Source organism: Erwinia wuhanensis (assembly GCF_030484085.1).
Taxonomy (GTDB): Bacteria; Pseudomonadota; Gammaproteobacteria; order Enterobacterales; family Enterobacteriaceae; genus Erwinia; species Erwinia aeris.
This window is the reverse complement of the sequence record NZ_JAUJUH010000004.1, coordinates 1-18216: the sequence shown is the minus strand read 5'-3', so window position 1 is coordinate 18216 and position 18216 is coordinate 1. Positions and strand designations below refer to the sequence as shown.

21 protein-coding genes are annotated in these 18216 nt (G+C 57.4%); 13 read left to right on the top strand and 8 right to left on the bottom strand.

Annotated features, from left to right (window positions below; genetic code table 11):
- Nucleotides 1–17: 17 nt before the first annotated feature.
- The 9 genes from ileS to QZH36_RS10560 all read left to right on the top strand — a co-directional run bounded on the left by ileS (nt 18) and on the right by QZH36_RS10560 (nt 9467).
- Complete coding sequence (ileS, locus tag QZH36_RS10600; RefSeq protein WP_301252443.1) at nt 18–2825, top strand: isoleucine--tRNA ligase; 2808 nt, start codon at nt 18–20, stop codon at nt 2823–2825.
- The gene (gene lspA / locus QZH36_RS10595; RefSeq protein WP_253455375.1) at nt 2825–3334 is read left to right on the top strand and encodes a signal peptidase II; all 510 of its coding nucleotides are present in this window, start codon (nt 2825–2827) and stop codon (nt 3332–3334) included. Before ileS ends, lspA begins: the two co-directional genes overlap by 1 nt.
- Complete coding sequence (gene fkpB, locus QZH36_RS10590; RefSeq protein ID WP_253455374.1) at nt 3327–3797, top strand: FKBP-type peptidyl-prolyl cis-trans isomerase; 471 nt, start codon at nt 3327–3329, stop codon at nt 3795–3797. The genes lspA and fkpB overlap by 8 nt, the downstream gene beginning before the upstream one ends.
- Nucleotides 3778–4731 (top strand): 4-hydroxy-3-methylbut-2-enyl diphosphate reductase, encoded by a 954-nt coding sequence (gene ispH, locus QZH36_RS10585; RefSeq protein ID WP_253455373.1) that lies wholly within the window; start codon nt 3778–3780, stop codon nt 4729–4731. The genes fkpB and ispH overlap by 20 nt, the downstream gene beginning before the upstream one ends.
- 214 nt (nt 4732–4945) lie before the next feature.
- Nucleotides 4946–5131 (top strand): YegP family protein, encoded by a 186-nt coding sequence (locus tag QZH36_RS10580; protein ID WP_125290526.1) that lies wholly within the window; start codon nt 4946–4948, stop codon nt 5129–5131.
- Nucleotides 5132–5211: 80 nt separating this feature from the next.
- Nucleotides 5212–7350 (top strand): lysine decarboxylase LdcC, encoded by a 2139-nt coding sequence (locus QZH36_RS10575; RefSeq protein WP_301730172.1) that lies wholly within the window; start codon nt 5212–5214, stop codon nt 7348–7350.
- 74 nt (nt 7351–7424) lie between these two features.
- Nucleotides 7425–7811, top strand: a complete 387-nt coding sequence (locus QZH36_RS10570; RefSeq protein ID WP_125290528.1) for a VOC family protein — start codon at nt 7425–7427, stop codon at nt 7809–7811.
- Between the two features lie 49 nt (nt 7812–7860).
- Nucleotides 7861–9162 carry a tRNA lysidine(34) synthetase TilS gene (gene tilS, locus QZH36_RS10565; RefSeq protein ID WP_301730171.1) on the top strand — a complete coding sequence of 434 codons (1302 nt, stop codon included), beginning with the start codon at nt 7861–7863 and terminating at the stop codon, nt 9160–9162.
- Nucleotides 9159–9467: a c-type cytochrome gene (locus QZH36_RS10560; protein WP_301730170.1), complete on the top strand. Its 309-nt coding sequence runs from the start codon at nt 9159–9161 to the stop codon at nt 9465–9467. The genes tilS and QZH36_RS10560 overlap by 4 nt, the downstream gene beginning before the upstream one ends.
- Before the next feature lie 36 nt (nt 9468–9503).
- On the opposite strand, the gene rof is transcribed toward QZH36_RS10560, so the two are convergent.
- Both rof and QZH36_RS10550 read right to left on the bottom strand, forming a co-directional pair.
- Entirely contained in the window at nt 9504–9764 is a 261-nt protein-coding gene (rof, locus tag QZH36_RS10555) for a Rho-binding antiterminator (protein WP_301289610.1), read from the bottom strand.
- Nucleotides 9751–9951, bottom strand: coding sequence for a YaeP family protein (locus QZH36_RS10550; protein ID WP_125290532.1), 201 nt, complete (start codon nt 9949–9951; stop codon nt 9751–9753). The genes rof and QZH36_RS10550 overlap by 14 nt, the downstream gene beginning before the upstream one ends.
- A 129-nt stretch (nt 9952–10080) precedes the next feature.
- On the opposite strand from QZH36_RS10550, the gene QZH36_RS10545 reads away from it, so the two are divergent.
- The 3 genes from QZH36_RS10545 to QZH36_RS10535 are packed head-to-tail and all read left to right on the top strand — an operon-like array spanning nt 10081 to nt 11477.
- The gene (locus QZH36_RS10545) at nt 10081–10632 is read left to right on the top strand and encodes a YaeQ family protein (protein WP_253455369.1); all 552 of its coding nucleotides are present in this window, start codon (nt 10081–10083) and stop codon (nt 10630–10632) included.
- Nucleotides 10629–11051 (top strand): alternative ribosome rescue aminoacyl-tRNA hydrolase ArfB, encoded by a 423-nt coding sequence (arfB, locus tag QZH36_RS10540; RefSeq protein ID WP_253455368.1) that lies wholly within the window; start codon nt 10629–10631, stop codon nt 11049–11051. The genes QZH36_RS10545 and arfB overlap by 4 nt, the downstream gene beginning before the upstream one ends.
- Before the next feature lie 21 nt (nt 11052–11072).
- Nucleotides 11073–11477: a copper resistance protein NlpE N-terminal domain-containing protein gene (locus QZH36_RS10535; protein ID WP_253455367.1), complete on the top strand. Its 405-nt coding sequence runs from the start codon at nt 11073–11075 to the stop codon at nt 11475–11477.
- Between the two features lie 31 nt (nt 11478–11508).
- Here the strand turns inward: QZH36_RS10535 and proS are convergent, their stop codons facing one another.
- The 6 genes from proS to metN form a co-directional block, all read right to left on the bottom strand.
- Nucleotides 11509–13227: a proline--tRNA ligase gene (proS, locus tag QZH36_RS10530; RefSeq protein WP_301252448.1), complete on the bottom strand. Its 1719-nt coding sequence runs from the start codon at nt 13225–13227 to the stop codon at nt 11509–11511.
- 106 nt (nt 13228–13333) lie between these two features.
- Complete coding sequence (gene tsaA / locus QZH36_RS10525; RefSeq protein WP_301730168.1) at nt 13334–14038, bottom strand: tRNA (N6-threonylcarbamoyladenosine(37)-N6)-methyltransferase TrmO; 705 nt, start codon at nt 14036–14038, stop codon at nt 13334–13336.
- Nucleotides 14035–14439, bottom strand: coding sequence for an envelope stress sensor lipoprotein RcsF (rcsF, locus tag QZH36_RS10520; protein WP_253455364.1), 405 nt, complete (start codon nt 14437–14439; stop codon nt 14035–14037). Before rcsF ends, tsaA begins: the two co-directional genes overlap by 4 nt.
- A 151-nt stretch (nt 14440–14590) precedes the next feature.
- Nucleotides 14591–15403 (bottom strand): MetQ/NlpA family lipoprotein, encoded by an 813-nt coding sequence (locus QZH36_RS10515; protein WP_253455363.1) that lies wholly within the window; start codon nt 15401–15403, stop codon nt 14591–14593.
- 30 nt (nt 15404–15433) lie between these two features.
- Complete coding sequence (locus tag QZH36_RS10510; RefSeq protein ID WP_125290540.1) at nt 15434–16087, bottom strand: methionine ABC transporter permease MetI; 654 nt, start codon at nt 16085–16087, stop codon at nt 15434–15436.
- Complete coding sequence (metN, locus tag QZH36_RS10505) at nt 16080–17111, bottom strand: methionine ABC transporter ATP-binding protein MetN (RefSeq protein ID WP_253455361.1); 1032 nt, start codon at nt 17109–17111, stop codon at nt 16080–16082. The genes QZH36_RS10510 and metN overlap by 8 nt, the downstream gene beginning before the upstream one ends.
- Before the next feature lie 180 nt (nt 17112–17291).
- Here metN and gmhB point away from each other — a divergent pair, with 180 nt between their 5' ends.
- Nucleotides 17292–17852, top strand: coding sequence for a D-glycero-beta-D-manno-heptose 1,7-bisphosphate 7-phosphatase (gmhB, locus tag QZH36_RS10500; protein ID WP_253455360.1), 561 nt, complete (start codon nt 17292–17294; stop codon nt 17850–17852).
- The last annotated feature ends 364 nt before the right edge of the window (nt 17853–18216 follow it).

Sequence of the window (18216 nt, the reverse complement as noted above, 5' to 3'; positions counted from 1 at the left end):
ACGGAATCGAGAATCTGATGAGTGACTATAAATCTACCCTGAATTTGCCGGAAACGGGGTTCCCGATGCGTGGCGATCTGGCCAAACGCGAACCGGGAATGCTGCAACGTTGGTATGCTGACAATCTGTACGGCATCATCCGCGAAGCCAAAAAAGGGAAAAAAACCTTTATCCTGCATGACGGCCCTCCCTACGCGAACGGCAGCATTCATATTGGTCACTCCGTCAACAAGATTCTGAAAGACATTATCGTTAAGTCCAAAGGCCTGGCGGGCTTCGATTCGCCTTATGTGCCGGGCTGGGACTGCCACGGTCTGCCTATCGAACACAAGGTCGAGCAGATGATCGGCAAGCCGGGCGAGAAGGTCACGGCGGCTGAATTCCGCGAGGCGTGCCGTAACTATGCGGCAGAGCAGGTTGAAGGCCAGAAAAAAGACTTTATCCGTCTTGGCGTGCTGGGCGACTGGGATCGTCCTTACCTGACGATGAATTTCCAGACCGAAGCCAATATCATTCGCGCGCTGGGCAAAATCATCGGCAACGGCCACCTGCATAAAGGCGCCAAGCCGGTGCACTGGTGCCTGGACTGCCGCTCCGCGCTGGCGGAAGCAGAAGTGGAGTACTACGACAAAACCTCGCCTTCTATCGACGTGATGTTCAACGCGGTAGATGCCGACGCCGTGCGTGCTAAATTCGGCGCTGACAGCGTAGAAGGCCCGATCTCGCTGGTTATCTGGACCACCACGCCGTGGACCATGCCGGCTAACCGCGCTATCTCTCTGCACCCTGAATTTGACTACCAGCTGGTGCAGATCGAAGGGCGCGCGCTGATCCTGGCGAAAGATCTGGTGGCAAGCGTGATGAAACGTGCCGGCGTCAGCGACTGGCAGGTGCTGGGCGAAGCCAAAGGCGCGGCGCTGGAGCTGCAGCCTTTCCGTCATCCTTTCCTCGACATCACTTCTCCGGTGGTGCTGGGCGAGCACGTAACGCTGGAAGCGGGTACCGGTGCGGTGCATACGGCACCAGGCCACGGCCCGGACGACTACGTTATCGGACAGAAATACGGTATCGAAGCGGCCAACCCGGTCGGCCCGGATGGACGCTACCTGCCGGGCACTTACCCGACGCTGGATGGCGTAAACGTCTTTAAAGCCAACGATATGATCGTTGAGCTGCTGCGTGAAAAAGGCGCGCTGCTGCACGTGGAAAAACTGCTGCACAGCTATCCGCACTGCTGGCGTCACAAAACGCCCATCATTTTCCGCGCCACGCCGCAGTGGTTTATCAGCATGGATCAGAAAGGCCTGCGCGAGCAGTCGCTGAAAGAGATCAAAGGCGTGCAGTGGATCCCGGACTGGGGCCAGGCGCGGATCGAATCTATGGTTGCCAACCGTCCCGACTGGTGTATTTCACGCCAGCGCACCTGGGGCGTGCCGATGGCGCTGTTCGTGCATAAAGAGACCGAGCAGCTGCATCCGGATACGCTGGCGCTGATGGAAAAAGTGGCGCAGCGCGTCGAGCAGGACGGCATCCAGGCCTGGTGGGATCTGGACGCGAAGGAGCTGATGGGCGACGACGCGGAAAACTACGTCAAGGTGCCGGATACGCTGGACGTATGGTTCGATTCCGGCTCCACCAGCTATTCGGTGGTGGATGCGCGTCCGGAATTTGAAGGCCACACGCCGGATATGTATCTGGAAGGCTCGGATCAGCATCGCGGCTGGTTTATGTCCTCGCTGATGATTTCCACGGCGATGAAAGGCAAGGCGCCTTATCGCCAGGTGCTGACGCACGGTTTTACCGTGGACGGTCAGGGCCGCAAGATGTCCAAGTCGATCGGCAACACCGTGTCGCCGCAGGACGTAATGAACAAGCTGGGCGGCGATATTCTGCGCCTGTGGGTGGCTTCTACCGACTACTCCGGCGAAATGGCAGTATCGGACGAAATCCTGAAGCGCTCTGCGGATGCCTATCGTCGTATCCGTAACACCGCGCGCTTCCTGCTGGCTAACCTGAACGGCTTCAACCCGGAAACGGATATGGTCAGCCCGGAAGAGATGGTGGTGCTGGATCGCTGGGCCGTAGGCCGCGCGAAAGCCGCGCAGGATGCGATTGTCGCCTCTTACGACAGCTACGACTTCCACGAAGTGGTGCAGCGTCTGATGCAGTTCTGCTCGGTTGAGATGGGCTCCTTCTACCTGGATATCATCAAAGACCGTCAGTACACCGCCAAAGCCGACGGCCTGGCGCGTCGCAGCTGCCAGACCGCGCTCTACTACATCGCGGAAGCGCTGGTGCGCTGGATGGCGCCGATCATGTCGTTTACCGCGGATGAAATCTGGAACGAGCTGCCGGGCAAACGTGAGAAGTATGTCTTTACCGAAGAGTGGTTCGACGGGCTGTTTGGTCTGGCGGAAAGCGAGTCGATGAACGATGGTTTCTGGGCGGAGCTGCTGAAAGTGCGCGGCGAAGTCAACAAGGTCATTGAGCAGGCGCGCGCCGACAAGCGCGTGGGCGGCTCGCTGGAAGCGACCGTCACGCTGTATGCCGACGCCGACCTGGCGCAGAAGCTGACCAGCCTGGGCGACGAGCTGCGTTTCGTGCTGCTGACTTCCGGCACCCAGGTCGCGGATTATGCGCTGGCCACGTCCGAAGCTCAGCAAAGCGAGCTGGTAAAAGGCCTGAAGATCGCGCTGCATAAAGCGGAAGGCGAGAAGTGCCCGCGCTGCTGGCACTACGCGACCGATATCGATCGGGAAGCGCAAATCTGTGGCCGCTGCGTCACCAACGTCAGCGGCGCTGGCGAACAGCGTAAGTTCGCCTGATGAACAGGCCGATTTTTTCGACCGGACTGCGCTGGCTGTGGCTGGTGCTGGTGGTGATCGCCGTCGACTTCGGCAGCAAGCAGTGGATTATGAATACGCTGATGCTGCACGAGTCGATGTCGGTGATGCCGTTCTTTAACTTTTTCTACGCGCACAACTACGGTGCGGCGTTCAGCTTCCTGGCGGATAAAGGCGGCTGGCAGCGTTGGTTCTTCGCCGCGATTGCGGTGGCGATTGCCGTCGCGCTGCTGGTGATGATGTACCGCACCGAAGCCAGCAAGAAGCTGAACAATATCGCTTACGCGCTGATTATTGGCGGCGCGTTGGGCAATCTGTTCGATCGCGCTTACCACGGCTTTGTGGTCGATTTTATCGACTTCTACGTGGGCGACTGGCATTTTGCCACGTTTAATATTGCAGACTGCGGCATCTGTATCGGTGCCGCGCTGATCGTGCTGGAGGGCTTTTTAACGCCCGCCGGCAAAGCCAAAAGGGCAGGGCATGACTGATTCTGTACAGCGTAACAGCGCGGTGCTGGTGCATTTCACCTTAAAACTCGCCGACGGCTCCACGGCGGAATCAACGCGGGATAACGGCAAGCCCGCGCTGTTCAGCCTGGGCGACGGCAGCCTTTCCGGCGAGCTGGAAGAGCAGCTGCTGGGCCTGAAGCCCGGCGACAAAAAAGCGTTTTCGCTCGGCCCGGATGCCGCTTTCGGCCAGGCCAGCCCGGATCTGATCCAGTATTTTTCGCGCCGTGACTTTACGGAAGCGGGCGAACCGGAAGTCGGCGCCATCATGCTGTTCAGCGGCATGGACGGCAACGAAATGCCGGGCGTAATCCGCGAAATCTCCGGGGATTCGATTACCGTGGACTTCAACCATCCGCTGGCCGGACAAACGATTCACTTTGATGTAGAAGTGCTGGAAATTGATCCGGTACTGGAGGCGAACCATGCAAATCCTGCTGGCTAATCCACGTGGCTTTTGTGCCGGCGTCGATCGCGCCATCAGCATCGTAGAGCGCGCGCTGGAGATGTATGGCGCGCCTATCTACGTGCGGCATGAAGTGGTGCACAACCGTTACGTGGTTAACAGCCTGCGCGAGCGCGGCGCTATCTTCATTGAAGAAATCAGCGAAGTGCCGGACGACTCGATCCTGATCTTCTCCGCGCACGGCGTTTCTCAAGCGGTGCGGGCGGAAGCCAAAGCGCGCAACCTGACCATGCTGTTTGACGCCACCTGTCCGCTGGTGACCAAGGTGCATATGGAAGTGGCGCGCGCCAGCCGTAAGGGCACGGAAGCGATCCTGATTGGTCATGCCGGGCACCCGGAAGTGGAAGGCACCATGGGTCAGTACAGCAATCCGGCTGGCGGCATGTATTTGGTGGAGTCGCCTGCGGACGTATACAAGCTCCAGGTCAAAAACGAAGATAACCTTTGCTTTATGACCCAGACCACGCTTTCCGTGGATGACACTTCCGAAGTGATCGACGCGCTACGCGATCGCTTCCCGAAGATCGTCGGGCCGCGTAAAGATGATATCTGCTACGCCACCACTAACCGTCAGGAAGCGGTACGCACGCTGGCGAAGGATGCGGACGTGGTGCTGGTGGTCGGTTCACGCAACTCTTCCAACTCCAACCGTCTGGCCGAGCTGGCCCAGCGCGCGGGCAAACTGGCGCGGCTGATCGATTCGGCGGACGATATTCAGGAAGCCTGGATCAAGGACGTCGGCTGCGTGGGCGTCACGGCGGGCGCTTCCGCACCGGATATTCTGGTGCAGCAGGTTATCCAGCGTCTGCGCGAGCTGGGCGGCGAAGCGGCCATCGAGCTGATCGGCCGTGAAGAGAATATCGTGTTTGAAGTGCCGAAAGAACTGCGCGTGGACGTTAAGCAGGTCGACTAACGCCTGACCGTTCGCTACAGCCCGAAGGGAAACATTAATATCGTTTTCGCTTCGGGCTTTTTTTATTCTGCCTCATCACGCCTCTTATTCAGTCTCTCCGACTTTCTCTGCGTAATAAAAAGTTAAACAGATCAACTTTTCTAATGTTTTGGCTTGATTCCGTGAGCGAAGCTGTTTGTTATAGCGTCAGGAACAGTAAAAACAGGAGGGAAATATGGGTCACTACGAAGTAAGAAAATCAGACAAGCAGACGGATCAGCCCTGGTATTTTGTGCTGGTCGCCAACAATCATGAAATTATCGCCACCAGCGAGATGTACGCCAGCAAGCAGGGCGCGCTGAACGGCATTAAGTCCGTACGGGCCAATGCGCCTTCCGAAGAGGTGCGCGACAGGAGCTAACCCCGGCGGAGGCGATTTTTCTGCCTCCGCTGTTCAACTTCGCTATGCTTACTCCTTGCCGTTATTGTAAGGAGTCCGCATTGAATATTATCGCGATTATGGGACCGCACCACGCGTTCTATAAGGATGAACCCATCCGCGAACTGGATGGCGCGCTGGCCGCCCAGGGTTTTCAAACTATTTATCCTAAAGACGCTGGCGATCTGCTCAAGCTGATTGAACACAATCCGCGTATCTGCGGCGTAATTTTCGACTGGGACGAGCACGGCTTCGATCTGTGCAGCGAAATAAATCAGCTGAATGAGTATCTGCCGCTGTACGCGTTTATTAATACGCACTCGACGATGGACGTCAGCGTTAATCAGATGCGCATGGCCATCTGGTTTTTTGAATATGGTCTGGGCGCGGCGGAAGATATCGGGCAGCGTATCCGCCAGTACACCGATGAATATATCGATACCATTACACCACCGCTGACGAAGGCCCTGTTCACCTATGTGAAAGAAGGGAAATATACCTTCTGCACGCCGGGCCATATGGCGGGCACTGCGTTTCAGAAAAGCCCGGTCGGCAGTTTGTTTTACGATTTCTTCGGCGGCAACGCGTTAAAAGCGGACGTGTCGATTTCGGTCACGGAGCTGGGCTCGCTGCTTGACCACACCGGGCCACACCTGGAGGCGGAAGAGTATGTCGCCCGCACCTTCGGCGCCGAGCAAAGCTATATGGTGACCAACGGCACCTCGACCTCCAACAAAATCGTCGGCATGTACGCCGCACCGTCGGGCAGCACGGTGTTGATCGATCGCAACTGCCATAAATCCTTAACGCACCTGCTGATGATGAGCGATATCGTACCCATCTGGCTGAAGCCAACGCGCAACGCGCTGGGCATTCTGGGCGGCATCCCTAAGCGGGAGTTTACCCGCGAGAGCATAGCGCAAAAGGTGGAGCAGACCGAACGCGCCAGCTGGCCGGTGCACGCGGTTATCACTAATTCCACCTATGACGGGCTGCTCTACAGCACCCGCTACATCAAAGAGACGCTGGACGTGCCGTCGATCCACTTTGATTCCGCCTGGGTGCCGTACACCAATTTCCATCCTATCTATAACGGGCTGAGCGGCATGAGCGGTGACCGCACGCCGGGTAAGATCATCTACGAAACCCAGTCCACCCATAAGCTGCTGGCCGCTTTTTCGCAGGCCTCGCTGATCCATATTAAAGGGGAGTACGACGAACAAACCTTTAATGAAGCCTATATGATGCACACCACCACCTCGCCGAACTATCCCATCGTGGCGTCGATAGAAACGGCGGCGGCGATGCTGCGCGGCAATCCGGGCAAGCGGCTGATTAATCGTTCCGTAGAGCGCGCGCTGCATTTCCGGCGCGAAGTTCAGCGGCTGCGGGAAGAGTCGGAAGGCTGGTTCTTCGATATCTGGCAGCCGGAAGGCGTCGACGAGCCGCAGTGCTGGCCTATCCAGCCGGGCGAGGAAGACTGGCACGGCTTTAACGATGCCGACGCCGATCATATGTACCTCGATCCTATTAAGGTAACGATCCTGACGCCGGGCATGAGCGAGCAGGGCGTGATGGCGGATGAAGGGATCCCGGCGGCGCTGGTGGCGAAATACCTCGACGAGCGCGGCGTGGTGGTGGAAAAAACCGGGCCTTACAATCTGCTGTTCCTGTTCAGCATCGGCATTGATAAAACCAAGGCGATGAGCGTGCTGCGCGGCCTGACCGAGTTTAAGCGCGCCTACGACCTTAATCTGCGGGTCAGAAACATGCTGCCGGACCTCTACGCGCAGGCGCCGGAGTTTTATCGCAATATGCGCATTCAGACGCTGGCTCAGGGCATCCATAAGCTGATCCGCGATCACGATTTGCCAAGGCTGATGCTTCAGGCCTTCGATAAGCTGCCGGAAATGAAGCTGACGCCGCACCAGATGTTCCAGCAGCAGGTGAAAGGCAATGTGGAAACGGTAGACCTCAGCAAATTAGTCGGGCGAGTATCGGCCAATATGATCCTGCCTTATCCGCCGGGCGTGCCGGTGGTGATGCCGGGCGAGATGATCACCGAAGAGAGCCGCGCGGTGCTCGACTTCCTGCTGATGCTCTGCACCATCGGTCGTCACTATCCCGGTTTCGAAACCGATATTCATGGCGCCACCCTGACCGACGAAGGGCAGTATCTGGTTCGCGTGCTGAAAGCGTAGTTCCGGAATTGTGCCATTGTCCTGTGCTTCCGGCCTGCGTAAGGTAGCCGGAAGCTTTTATTCAGGAGAAAGACATGTTTATCAGGAAAGTGCACCATATCGCCATTATCGCCAGCCATTATGAAACCAGTAAGGCTTTCTATTGCGACGTGCTGGGTTTTACGCTGATGGGTGAAGTGTATCGGGAAGCGCGGGATTCCTGGAAAGGCGATCTGGCGCTGAACGGCGAGTACGCTATTGAACTGTTTTCGTTTCCTTTTCCGCCTGCGCGGCCGGACGGCCCGGAAGCCTGCGGCCTGCGCCATCTGGCGTTCAGCGTGGAGGATATCGAGGCGGCAAAGCAGCATCTTGAAGAGAAGGGCGTCAGCTGCGAGGCGATCCGCGTCGATCCGCTGACCGACAAGCGCTATACCTTCTTTAAAGATCCGGACGGTTTGCCGCTGGAGCTGTATCAGGCGTAAAATAGCGCCTGGCCGCTGTCGGCCGGGCCTTTTTGCTTCAGGGATTTGCATGTCACTGTCCGATCTTCAACACCATCTTGCCGGACAACGGCAGCTGCTGGTGGCCTTCAGCGGCGGCCTGGATTCCAGCGTGCTGCTGCACCAGCTGGTCTGCCTGCGTCAGCAGCACGCCCTCACTTTACGCGCCATTCATATTCATCACGGCCTTAATCCGCTGGCGGAAAGCTGGGCGACGCACTGTCGGCAGCAGTGCGCGCGCTGGCAGGTGGCGCTGGAAGTGGTGTATGTGCAGGTCGACGGGCGGGAAAAAGGCATAGAGGCGGCTGCCCGCGAGGCGCGCTATCAGGCGTTTCGTCAGCACCTTCAGCCCGGCGAATGCCTGTTGACCGCGCAGCATCTGGACGATCAGTGCGAAACGCTGCTGCTGGCGCTGAAAAGAGGCAGCGGGCCGGCCGGGCTGGCCGCTATGCCCGTCAGCGGCAGACTTGATTCGCATCTGCACCTACGGCCGCTGTTGACGCAGACGCGAGCGCAGCTGGAGCAGTGGGCGGCAGAACATCAGCTGAGCTGGGTTGAGGACGACAGCAATCAGGATACGCGCTACGACCGTAATTTCCTGCGTCAGGTTATTCTGCCCGAACTGAGCGCGCGCTGGCCTCATTTTGCCCGCGCGGCGGCGCGCAGCGCGGCCCTGTGCGGCGAGCAGGAACAGCTGCTGGATGAGCTGCTGGCTGAATCGCTCCGTTCGCTAATGGATGAAAAGGGCGCGCTGGCGATAGCGCCGCTGGCCGCGATGAGCGACAGCCGACGCGCCGCGCTGCTGCGACGCTGGATAGCGCAGCATCAGGGGCTGATGCCTTCGCGGGATGCGCTGGCGCGTATCTGGCAGGAAGTGGCCTGTAGCCGTGAAGATGCGGAGCCGCGCCTGCTGTTGGGCAATGTTGAAATCCGGCGCTTTCGCGGCCGCCTGTACTGGCTACCGGTCGCCGTATCTGTCCGTGATGAGGTGCTTGCCTGGCCTTTGACGTCTTTATCGCTGGCGCTGCCGGCTAAAATGGGCAGGCTGGTACGCGGTGACACAGGCACAAAAGTGCGGGTGCCGCAGGCTGACGAGGCGGTCAGCGTGCGCTTCCAGGCGCAGGGGAAAATACATATTGTCGGACGCGCGGGCAGTCGGCCGATAAAAAAAATCTGGCAGGAGCTTGGTGTGGCCCCGTGGCTGCGCGAGCGTACGCCGCTGCTGTTTTATGGCAATCAGCTGATTGCCGCCGTGGGCGTCTTCGTTACCCGTGAAGGCGATCCGAAAGAGCAACCCGGCTGGCAAATCAGCTGGCAACAGGATGAGCAATGAAAAAAGTAATCGCGTCGGCGCTGCTGCTGGCGATCAGTTTCTCCGCGCTGGCGGGCAACGCGCAGAGCGGCCAGCAAAAAGCCGCCAGCTGTCAGGGCTGTCACGGCGCCGCAGGCAAAGCCGCCGTGTCGCTGTATCCCAATCTGGCGGGCCAGAATGCAGACTATCTCGCTCACTCGCTCCACGCCTATCAAAAAGGCGAGCGCAGCGGCGGCCAGGCAGAGGTGATGAAAGCTTTCGTAGCGGGACTGAGCGATGAGGATATGGCGGATCTGGCGGCTTACTATGCGGGCCTGAAGCCCTGACGACGGAGGGCGGAATAGCTTCCGCCCGATTGGGGGTTAGTCAGACTCGCTGACCACGACGGTACCCAGTTCAGGGTGGCTGAAACTGGCGATATGATCCAGACGCAGCTCGCGGATCTCGCCTGAGAGATCGACGACCAGGTATTCCACCTTCTTGCGCAACAGCATATCTATGGCCTTTGCCTTCAACTGCTCGCCGTCCTTCAGCGCCAGCGCCAGCGTCAGCTGTTTCTGGCAGGCAAGTTCCAGATTGTCGTAATCATCGCAGTTGATCGGTTGGTATTCATTCGTCAACATAATCGCTCACCAATAAGTTAGCAGCAGCAAAAGCTGCCTGTTCCCTGATTGAAGAGTGTAGCTCAGGATTTGCGGCTACCTCATTCAGTGCTTTTAAAACGCAAGCTATCGCGTCCGGCACGTATCCCAGATCGCCGCTGCCGATTTCAGCATATTTACGACGAACTAATTCACAATACTTTTGCACATGCACCTCAAGAATTTTCTTTGGCGACCTGACGACTATAACACAGGATTTCACGGGAAATCAGCCAGGCGGAGCGTGATTTGCTGCCCGCACGGGTTACAATGCCCGACAACGACTATAAGGAATACCATGGCACTTAAAGCGACAATTTATAAAGCCACCGTCAACGTGGCCGATATGGACAAAAACGTGTTTCTGGACAGCGTGCTGACGCTGGCCCGACATCCTTCCGAAACGGAAGAAAGGCTGATGCTGCGTCTGCTGGCGTGGCTGGTTAACGCGCATGAAAGGCTGACCTTTACGCGCGGCCTGAGCGCGGAAGACGAGCCGGAAATCTGGCTGATGAACGATCACAACGGCATTGAGGTCTGGATAGAGCTGGGGCTGCCGGACGAGCGGCGGCTAAAAAAAGCGTGCAATCGCGCAGCCCGCGTATACTTGTATACTTATAACGCCCGCGCCGCGCAGATTTGGTGGCTGCAAAACCAGAATAAGCTTCAGCAGGCGAACCTGACCGTGCGTTTCCTGGATGATGAGCAGCTGAAGGCGCTGACGCAGCTTGCCTCACGCTCCATGACGCTCCAGGCGACCATTCAGGACGGCACCATCTGGCTTTCCGACGAGCAGCAGCATCTGGAACTGCGCTTTACCGACTGGCTGCTCGACGGTAAACCGGCATGATCGTCCTGTCACGCCACGCGACCATTCCCGATAGCGAGCTGGAATTAACCGCTATCCGAGCGCAGGGGAACGGCGGTCAGAACGTGAATAAAAGCTCTACGGCGATCCATTTACGGTTTGATATTCGCGCCTCCAGCCTGCCGGAGTTTTATAAAGAGCGGCTGCTGTCGGCCAGTCACCATCTGATTACGCCGGAAGGGATAGTGATTATCAAGGCGCAGGAGTATCGCAGCCAGGAGATGAATCGTGAAGCGGCGCTGAAAAGGCTGGAAAACCTGATCCAGGAGCTGACGGTAGTCGAAAAAACAAGGCGGGCCACGCGGCCCACGCTGGCGTCTAAAAAGCGGCGGCTGGAGGGCAAGGCGCGCAAAGCCACCACCAAATCGCTGCGCGGCAAAATGCGACGCGTGCCTGACTGATCGTATGACAGAGGAGGGAAAGTGAAAAAGGTTCTGATTGTTCTGGTGATATCGCTGTTCTTTGGCCCGCTGATGGGCTGTCAGAACTACGATGCGGCGGCAACGGTGCAGCCGCGCGAGGCACAGGTGCAGAACTATCGCGGCGTTATTCCCTGCGCCGACTGTGAAGGCATCCAGGTCACGCTCTCTTTAGAGCAGGGCGGGCGCTACCGTTTGCAGGAGCGCTATCTGACCGACGAACACGTTGAAAATCAGCAGCAGGGCCACTGGTCGCGCACGGCGGAAAAACTGGTGTTGGTATCGGATCAGGGAGAGAAGCGCTATTTTCGGCCGCGCGACAGCGGGCTGGAGATGACGGACGCGAGCGGCGAAGCGCTATCGACCACGCTGAACTATCGGCTGGCGCCGGTAGAAACGGGCAGCTGAAGCGGCGGACAGAACGCCCGCCGCCTGACGACTACTTGTTGATTTCGGCCAGCAGGAAATCCAGGATTTCGCCTGTTTTAATCATCTGCTTCTCGCCCGCGCGGCGGGATTTGTACTCCACTTCCTCGCTGTCGAGATTACGGTCGCCGATGACGACGGTGTGCGGCACGCCAATCAGTTCCATATCGGCAAACATCACGCCAGGACGCTCTTTGCGATCGTCAAGGATCACGTCGATGCCTTTAGCGCGCAGCTGAGCGTACAGCTCTTCCGCCAGCTCCTTCACGCGGAAGGATTTGTGCATATTCATCGGCAGAATAGCCACCTGGAACGGCGCCAGCGCCGCAGGCCAGATAATGCCGCGCTCGTCATGGTTTTGCTCGATAGCGGCAGCCACGATACGCGTGATGCCGATGCCGTAACAGCCCATGGTCAGCACCTGATTGCGGCCGTCTTCGCCCTGCACGGAGGCTTTCATCGCTTCGGAATACTTGGTGCCGAGCTGGAAGATATGACCAACTTCGATGCCGCGCTTGATCAGCAGCGTGCCTTTTCCATCCGGGCTGGCGTCGCCTTCCACCACGTTGCGCAGATCGGCCACGCGCGGCAGCGGCAGATCGCGCTGCCAGTTGATGCCGGTCAGGTGCTTGCCGTCCTGGTTCGCACCGGCGCAGAAATCGCTCATCATCGCGACGGTGCGGTCAACCACGATTGGCAGCGTCAGGCCGACCGGGCCAAGGGAGCCAGGGCCTGCGCCCGTTGCCGCGCGAATCTCCTCTTCGCTTGCAAAGGTCAGCGGCGCGGCGACGATATCAATTTTTTCGGCTTTGATTTCGTTAAGCTCATGGTCGCCGCGCACAATCAGCGCAACCAGCGAATGGCCGCTCTCTTTGGTTGCCTGTACCAGCAGCGTCTTCACGGTCTTCTCAATCGGCAGCTTATGCTGTTCAACCAGCGCCGCGATGGTTTTCGCGTTCGGCGTGTCGATTTCCACCATTGGCTGGGTGGCGTCTGCACGGCTGCCGGCTGGCGCAACGGCCTCGGCCAGTTCGATATTCGCCGCGTAGTCGGAGCCGGTAGAGAACACGATATCGTCTTCGCCGCTCTCGGCCAGTACCTGGAACTCATGTGAGGCGCTGCCGCCGATGGAGCCGGTATCGGCCTGCACGGCACGGAAATCCAGCCCCATACGCGCAAAGCTCTGGCTGTAAGCGCGATACATATCGTCGTAGGTCGCCTGTAGCGATTCCTGCGAGGTATGGAACGAGTAGGCATCCTTCATGATGAACTCGCGCGAGCGCATCACGCCGAAGCGAGGACGTACCTCATCGCGGAACTTGGTCTGGATCTGGAAAAGATTCAGCGGCAGCTGCTTGTAAGAGCTCAGCTCGTTGCGGATCAGATCGGTGATCACTTCCTCGTGCGTTGGGCCAAGCACGAAAGGACGGTCGCCGCGATCGACCAGGCGCAGCAGCTCCGGTCCGTACTGCTCCCAGCGTCCGCTCTCCTGCCACAGATCGGCGGGCTGCACGACCGGCATAGAGATTTCGATAGCACCGGCGTTGTTCATCTCTTCACGCACGATGTTTTCGACTTTTTTCAGAACGCGCAGGCCGGTTGGCAGCCAGGTGTAAAGCCCGGAAGCCAGTTTGCGGATCATCCCGGCGCGCAGCATCAGCTGGTGGCTGATCACTTCAGCGTCGGCAGGCGTCTCCTTCTGGGTGGAGAGCAGATATTGAGTAGTACGCATGAGTTACGATTCCAGTTAAGCAGAAAGCTACATTAAGCCAGGCTAAATAATTGCTGGCGGCTAGTGTACCAGCGTGGTCAGAGACTCAAAAGAGACAGAAGATAAATTAACGACGCTCTACGGCGGTCACCAGCGTGCCCGAGGCGTCGACGCGCCAGCGCACGTTGAAATCCAGCAGCCAGGCGGCGTATTGCCGCTCCGGCTCTTCGCCTTTCCGGTAGGCCGGACGCGGATCCTGGGCCAGCACTTCGGCGATAAAGCGTTGCAGATGCGGATAGCGCGCGCCGTGCTGCGCAATCTGTTGGGTCGCCTGCGGCGAGAAGGCTACCGGCATGGCGGCTTCCGGCGCTTCCTGCGCAAAGCCCGCCCGCGCCGTGGGGATCGACTCGGCGAAAGGCAGATAGGGCTTGATATCCACTATCGGCGTGCCGTCGACCAGATCCAGACTGCCCAGTTCCAGCACCACCTCGCCTTTTCCCGTGCGGATACCCTTCAGCTCTACCAGCGACATGCCGATCGGGTTGGGACGAAAGGTGGATCGGGTGGCGAAGACGCCCATGCGCGCATTGCCGCCCAGCCGGGGAGGGCGAACGGTGGGTCGCCAGCCGCCTGCCATCGTCTGGTGAAACACAAACAGCAGCCACAGATGGCTGAACGCTTCCAGCCCGCGCACCGCTTCCGGCTGATTATAGGGCGACAGCAGCCGCAGCTCGCCGCCGCCGTCCTGGATCAGGCCTGGCTGACGCGGAACCGCGAACTTCTCTTTCCACGGCGAATGGATAGTGCCAATTGGCTGGAAGGTAAAACTCATTGGCCGCTGACTTTCAGGGCCGAACCCTGGCACACCGCCTGGCGGTAGCAGCCCTGGGAATTGGTGACGATTTCACACTTGTGCAGCAGCACCGCATTGGCTTTCATCGCGGAGGCGCGGATCTGCATTCTTTTACGGGCGGTGGCGATAGCCGGCGGCGAGCTTTGTCTGCTGCTCTGGCAATCTTCGCCATAGACTTCGCCCAGATCGCGGAAAGGCTTGCTGACCAGATCGCTGGCGTCGCTGTAAAGTTTTACCGGTGCGGGACGCGGCGCGGGTTTGCTCCTGACTGGCTCAGTTTGTGCAGGCTGCTTAAAAGGCTCTACGGGCTTATAAGGCTTATGCAGCAATGAACACCCTGTCAGCGAAAGGGCTAACAAACAGAGCGGTACAACACGCATGGGAACATCCTCATTGTCGGTAAAAGAGGCGTTATTGAAGCAAGCCCGGCGGCAAATAACAAGCGCGCATAAATGAACAAAGCGGGCTATTGCCCGCTTTGCTGAGGTGACGGCCAGGTGACCGCCAGAATAGTGTGGTACTGAAAGGAAATTACCAGCCTTTCACCGCGCCGCCGTTGAAAATCTTATTAGCCGCTTCGCTGACTTCGTCGGACTGATAGGCTTCAACGAATTTCTTCACGTTTTCAGCATCTTTGTTATCTTCACGCGCCACGATCAGGTTCACGTAAGGAGAATCTTTATCCTCAACGAAGATGCCGTCTTTGGCCGGCGTCAGGTTGATCTGGCTGGCATAGGTAGTGTTGATCACCGCCAGCGCAATTTGCTGATCGTCCAGTGAACGTGGCAGCTGCGGCGCTTCCAGCTCAACCAGCTTAATGTTTTTCGGGTTTTCTACCACGTCCAGCACGGTCGGCAGCAGGCCGATGCCGTCTTTCAGCTTAATCAGACCTACTTTCTGCAGCAGCAGCAGTGAGCGGCCAAGATTAGTGGGATCGTTCGGAATGGCAACCTGCGCGCCATTCTGCAGCTCGTCCAGCGACTTGATCTTTTTCGAGTAGCCCGCAATTGGATAAACGAAGGTGCTGCCAACAGGCACCAGCTTATAGTTGCGATCTTTGATCTGCTGATCCAGATAAGGCTTGTGCTGGAAAGCATTAACGTCGATATCGCCCTTGCTCAACGCTTCGTTCGGCAGGACATAATCATTAAAGGTGACCAGCTCTACATCCAGACCATATTTATCTTTGGCGACCTTTTTGGCGACTTCGGCAACCTGCTGCTCGGAACCTACAATCACGCCGACCTTAATATGGTTAGGATCCTTCTCTTTCTGATCGCACCCGACCAGCGCCAGCGAACCAATCAGCGCACCCACAGCGGCAATCGTTTTAAAATTAAACATATCCTTTCCTTAATCTGTAAGAAGCGTTATTTACTTGTGGGTGACAGCACGAACAATGCGGTCGCCACAGAACTGAATCAAATAAACCAGAACCACTAACAGCACCAATACGGTATTCATCACGGTGGCGTTGTAGCCGATATAACCATACTGAATACCGATTTGTCCCAGACCGCCCGCGCCGACGGCGCCGCCCATGGCCGAATAGCCGACCAGGGTAATAAGCGTAATGGTCGCCGCATTGATCAGGCCGGGAAGGGCTTCCGGCAGCAGCACTTTTTTCACAATCTGCAACGGCGTCGCGCCCATCGCCCGCGAGGCCTCAATCAGGCCATGCGGCAGCTCCAGCAGCGTGTTCTCTACCATGCGCGCGATAAAAGGCGCGGCGCCGATGGTTAACGGTACGATAGCCGCCTGTAAGCCAATCGAGGTGCCGACGATCATGCGGGTAAACGGGATCATCCAGACCAGCAGGATAATAAAAGGAATGGCGCGGAAAATATTCACCAGCGCGGATAAAAAGCGATACAGCCCGCGGTTTTCGATAATCTGGCCCGGACGCGTTACGTACAGCAGCACGCCAAGCGGCAGGCCGAGCACGAAGCCAAAGAAACCGGAAACAAAAGTCATGACCAGCGTTTCCCATACGCCACGGCAGAGCAGCAGAATCATTGCCTCAGACATAACCTAATACCTCTACCTTTACATGGTGTTCCTGCAGAAAAGCGATTGCTGTCTGCGTATCAGCCGCTGCGCCGTGCATTTCCGTCAGCATAATGCCGAACTTAACGCCGCCCGCGTAATCCATCTGCGCGCTGATAATATTGTTGTTAACGTTAAAACGGCGGGCTGCTTCCGACAGCAGCGGAGCATCTACGGACTTGCCGGTAAATTCCAGACGTAATAAAGGGACGCTTTCCGGTTTCGCCGTTGCCGACAGCCGCGCGGCATAATCCTCCGGAATATCCAGATGCAGCGTGGACTGAATAAACTGCTGTGCCAGCGGCGTCTTGGGATGAGAAAAGACTTCGCTGACCGTGTCCTGTTCAATCAGCTTGCCGTTGCTGATCACGGCGACGCGATCGCAGATGCGTTTCACCACGTCCATTTCATGGGTGATTAGCAGGATAGTGATCCCCAGGCGACGGTTGATATCTTTCAGCAGCTCCAGAATCGCTCTGGTCGTCGCCGGATCGAGGGCGCTGGTGGCTTCGTCGCACAGCAGCACTTTAGGATTGGTGGCCAGCGCGCGGGCGATAGCGACGCGCTGCTTTTGTCCGCCGGAAAGATTGGCAGGCCAGGCGTCCTTTTTATCCGCCAGACCAACCAGTTCCAGCAGCTCGTTAACCCGCGAGTCGATCTCGCTGCGGGAAAGCTTGCCCAGCTCCAGCGGCAGCGCGACATTGCCCGCAACGGTACGGGAGTTCAGCAGGTTAAAGTGCTGGAAGATCATACCGATTTGGCGGCGCGCCTGGGTCAGCTGGCTTTCTGAAAAGGCGGTTAAATCCTGGCTATCCACTAACACGGTGCCTGAGGTAGGACGCTCAAGCAGATTCACGCAGCGGATAAGCGTGCTTTTCCCGGCGCCGGACGAGCCGATTACGCCATAAATTTGTCCGGCGGGCACTTCCAGGCTGACATCCGTCAGCGCGGTAATAGTGCGGGTGCCCTGTCGGAACACTTTGCTGATATTTTGAAGTTTTATCATTTTATTATCGTAATAGAGTGGGCCGTGGCAAATATTCGTCTGCACTTTCCTGCAGAGAGCTGCGAGTGGATGGTAAGGCATCCAGACGTCTGAATCAATCAATGCGCGCTTAAGGGGCATTCTCTCTGCGGATACAAACGTGCGATACTCTGTCTTAACATTAGTAGCAGGAGTTTCCACGTGACGAACAAAGTCCCCGCAATATTTCTCGACCGTGACGGTACCATGAATATCGATCGCGGCTATGTCCATGAGATCGACAACTTTCAGTTTATCGACGGTGTTATCGAAGCGATGCAGGAACTGAAAAAAATGGGTTTCGCGCTGGTGGTGGTCACCAACCAATCTGGTATCGCTCGCGGCCTCTTTACGGAAGATACCTTTATGCAGTTAACGGAGTGGATGGACTGGTCGCTGGCCGATCGCGAAGTCGACCTGGACGGCATCTATTATTGTCCTCACCATCCGGAAGGCGTAGTGGAAGAGTATCGTCAGGAATGCGACTGCCGTAAGCCGCAGCCGGGCATGCTGCTCTCTGCCCAAAAAGAGCTGAATATCGATATGGCGGCTTCTTATATAGTAGGCGACAAAATTGATGACCTGCTGGCAGGTAAAGCGGCAGGTGTAGGCACAAAGGTATTAGTGCGCAGCGGCAAGCCGGTGACGGAAGAGGGCGAAAATGCAGCAGATTGGGTGATAGATAGCCTTGCTGACCTGCCTTCGCGCATCAAAAAGCGCTAAAAAGCAGCGTTGCGAGTAAAAATAGAGCGAACGATAAAAAAGTTTATTTTTACGCTTGCCTTTCCGCGGCGCCTCCCTATAATGCGCAACCACTGAGACGGCACAACGGCTTACAGGCCAGCGGCTCAGGAGGTTCAGGAAGCTGAATCGCCGGAGAAAACTTCTGAAAAAGAGGTTGACTCTGAAGGAGGAAAGCGTAATATACGCCACCTCGCGGCAGGAAGCGAAAGCACTGCTCGCAACGCTCTTTAACAATTTATCAGACAATCTGTGTGGGCACTCGCAGGATTGATATCAAGCGTCTCCGGACGCAAAAAAATATCAAGTCTTAAGAGTGAACACATAATGAAATTCATTATGACGT

Excerpts from the sequence above, each read along its gene's own strand:
- QZH36_RS10515 (WP_253455363.1), bottom strand. The coding sequence starts at position 15,403 with ATGTTTAATTTTAAAACGATTGCCGCTGTGGGTGCGCTGATTGGTTCG.
- QZH36_RS10545 (WP_253455369.1), top strand. The coding sequence starts at position 10,081 with ATGGCACTTAAAGCGACAATTTATAAAGCCACCGTCAACGTGGCCGAT.
- metN (WP_253455361.1), bottom strand. The coding sequence starts at position 17,111 with ATGATAAAACTTCAAAATATCAGCAAAGTGTTCCGACAGGGCACCCGC.
- proS (WP_301252448.1), bottom strand. The coding sequence starts at position 13,227 with ATGCGTACTACTCAATATCTGCTCTCCACCCAGAAGGAGACGCCTGCC.
- rof (WP_301289610.1), bottom strand. The coding sequence starts at position 9,764 with ATGTTGACGAATGAATACCAACCGATCAACTGCGATGATTACGACAAT.
- tsaA (WP_301730168.1), bottom strand. The coding sequence starts at position 14,038 with ATGAGTTTTACCTTCCAGCCAATTGGCACTATCCATTCGCCGTGGAAA.
- lspA (WP_253455375.1), top strand. The coding sequence starts at position 2,825 with ATGAACAGGCCGATTTTTTCGACCGGACTGCGCTGGCTGTGGCTGGTG.
- ileS (WP_301252443.1), top strand. The coding sequence starts at position 18 with ATGAGTGACTATAAATCTACCCTGAATTTGCCGGAAACGGGGTTCCCG.
- fkpB (WP_253455374.1), top strand. The coding sequence starts at position 3,327 with ATGACTGATTCTGTACAGCGTAACAGCGCGGTGCTGGTGCATTTCACC.
- ispH (WP_253455373.1), top strand. The coding sequence starts at position 3,778 with ATGCAAATCCTGCTGGCTAATCCACGTGGCTTTTGTGCCGGCGTCGAT.
- QZH36_RS10510 (WP_125290540.1), bottom strand. The coding sequence starts at position 16,087 with ATGTCTGAGGCAATGATTCTGCTGCTCTGCCGTGGCGTATGGGAAACG.
- rcsF (WP_253455364.1), bottom strand. The coding sequence starts at position 14,439 with ATGCGTGTTGTACCGCTCTGTTTGTTAGCCCTTTCGCTGACAGGGTGT.
- QZH36_RS10560 (WP_301730170.1), top strand. The coding sequence starts at position 9,159 with ATGAAAAAAGTAATCGCGTCGGCGCTGCTGCTGGCGATCAGTTTCTCC.
- QZH36_RS10580 (WP_125290526.1), top strand. The coding sequence starts at position 4,946 with ATGGGTCACTACGAAGTAAGAAAATCAGACAAGCAGACGGATCAGCCC.
- tilS (WP_301730171.1), top strand. The coding sequence starts at position 7,861 with ATGTCACTGTCCGATCTTCAACACCATCTTGCCGGACAACGGCAGCTG.
- arfB (WP_253455368.1), top strand. The coding sequence starts at position 10,629 with ATGATCGTCCTGTCACGCCACGCGACCATTCCCGATAGCGAGCTGGAA.
- QZH36_RS10570 (WP_125290528.1), top strand. The coding sequence starts at position 7,425 with ATGTTTATCAGGAAAGTGCACCATATCGCCATTATCGCCAGCCATTAT.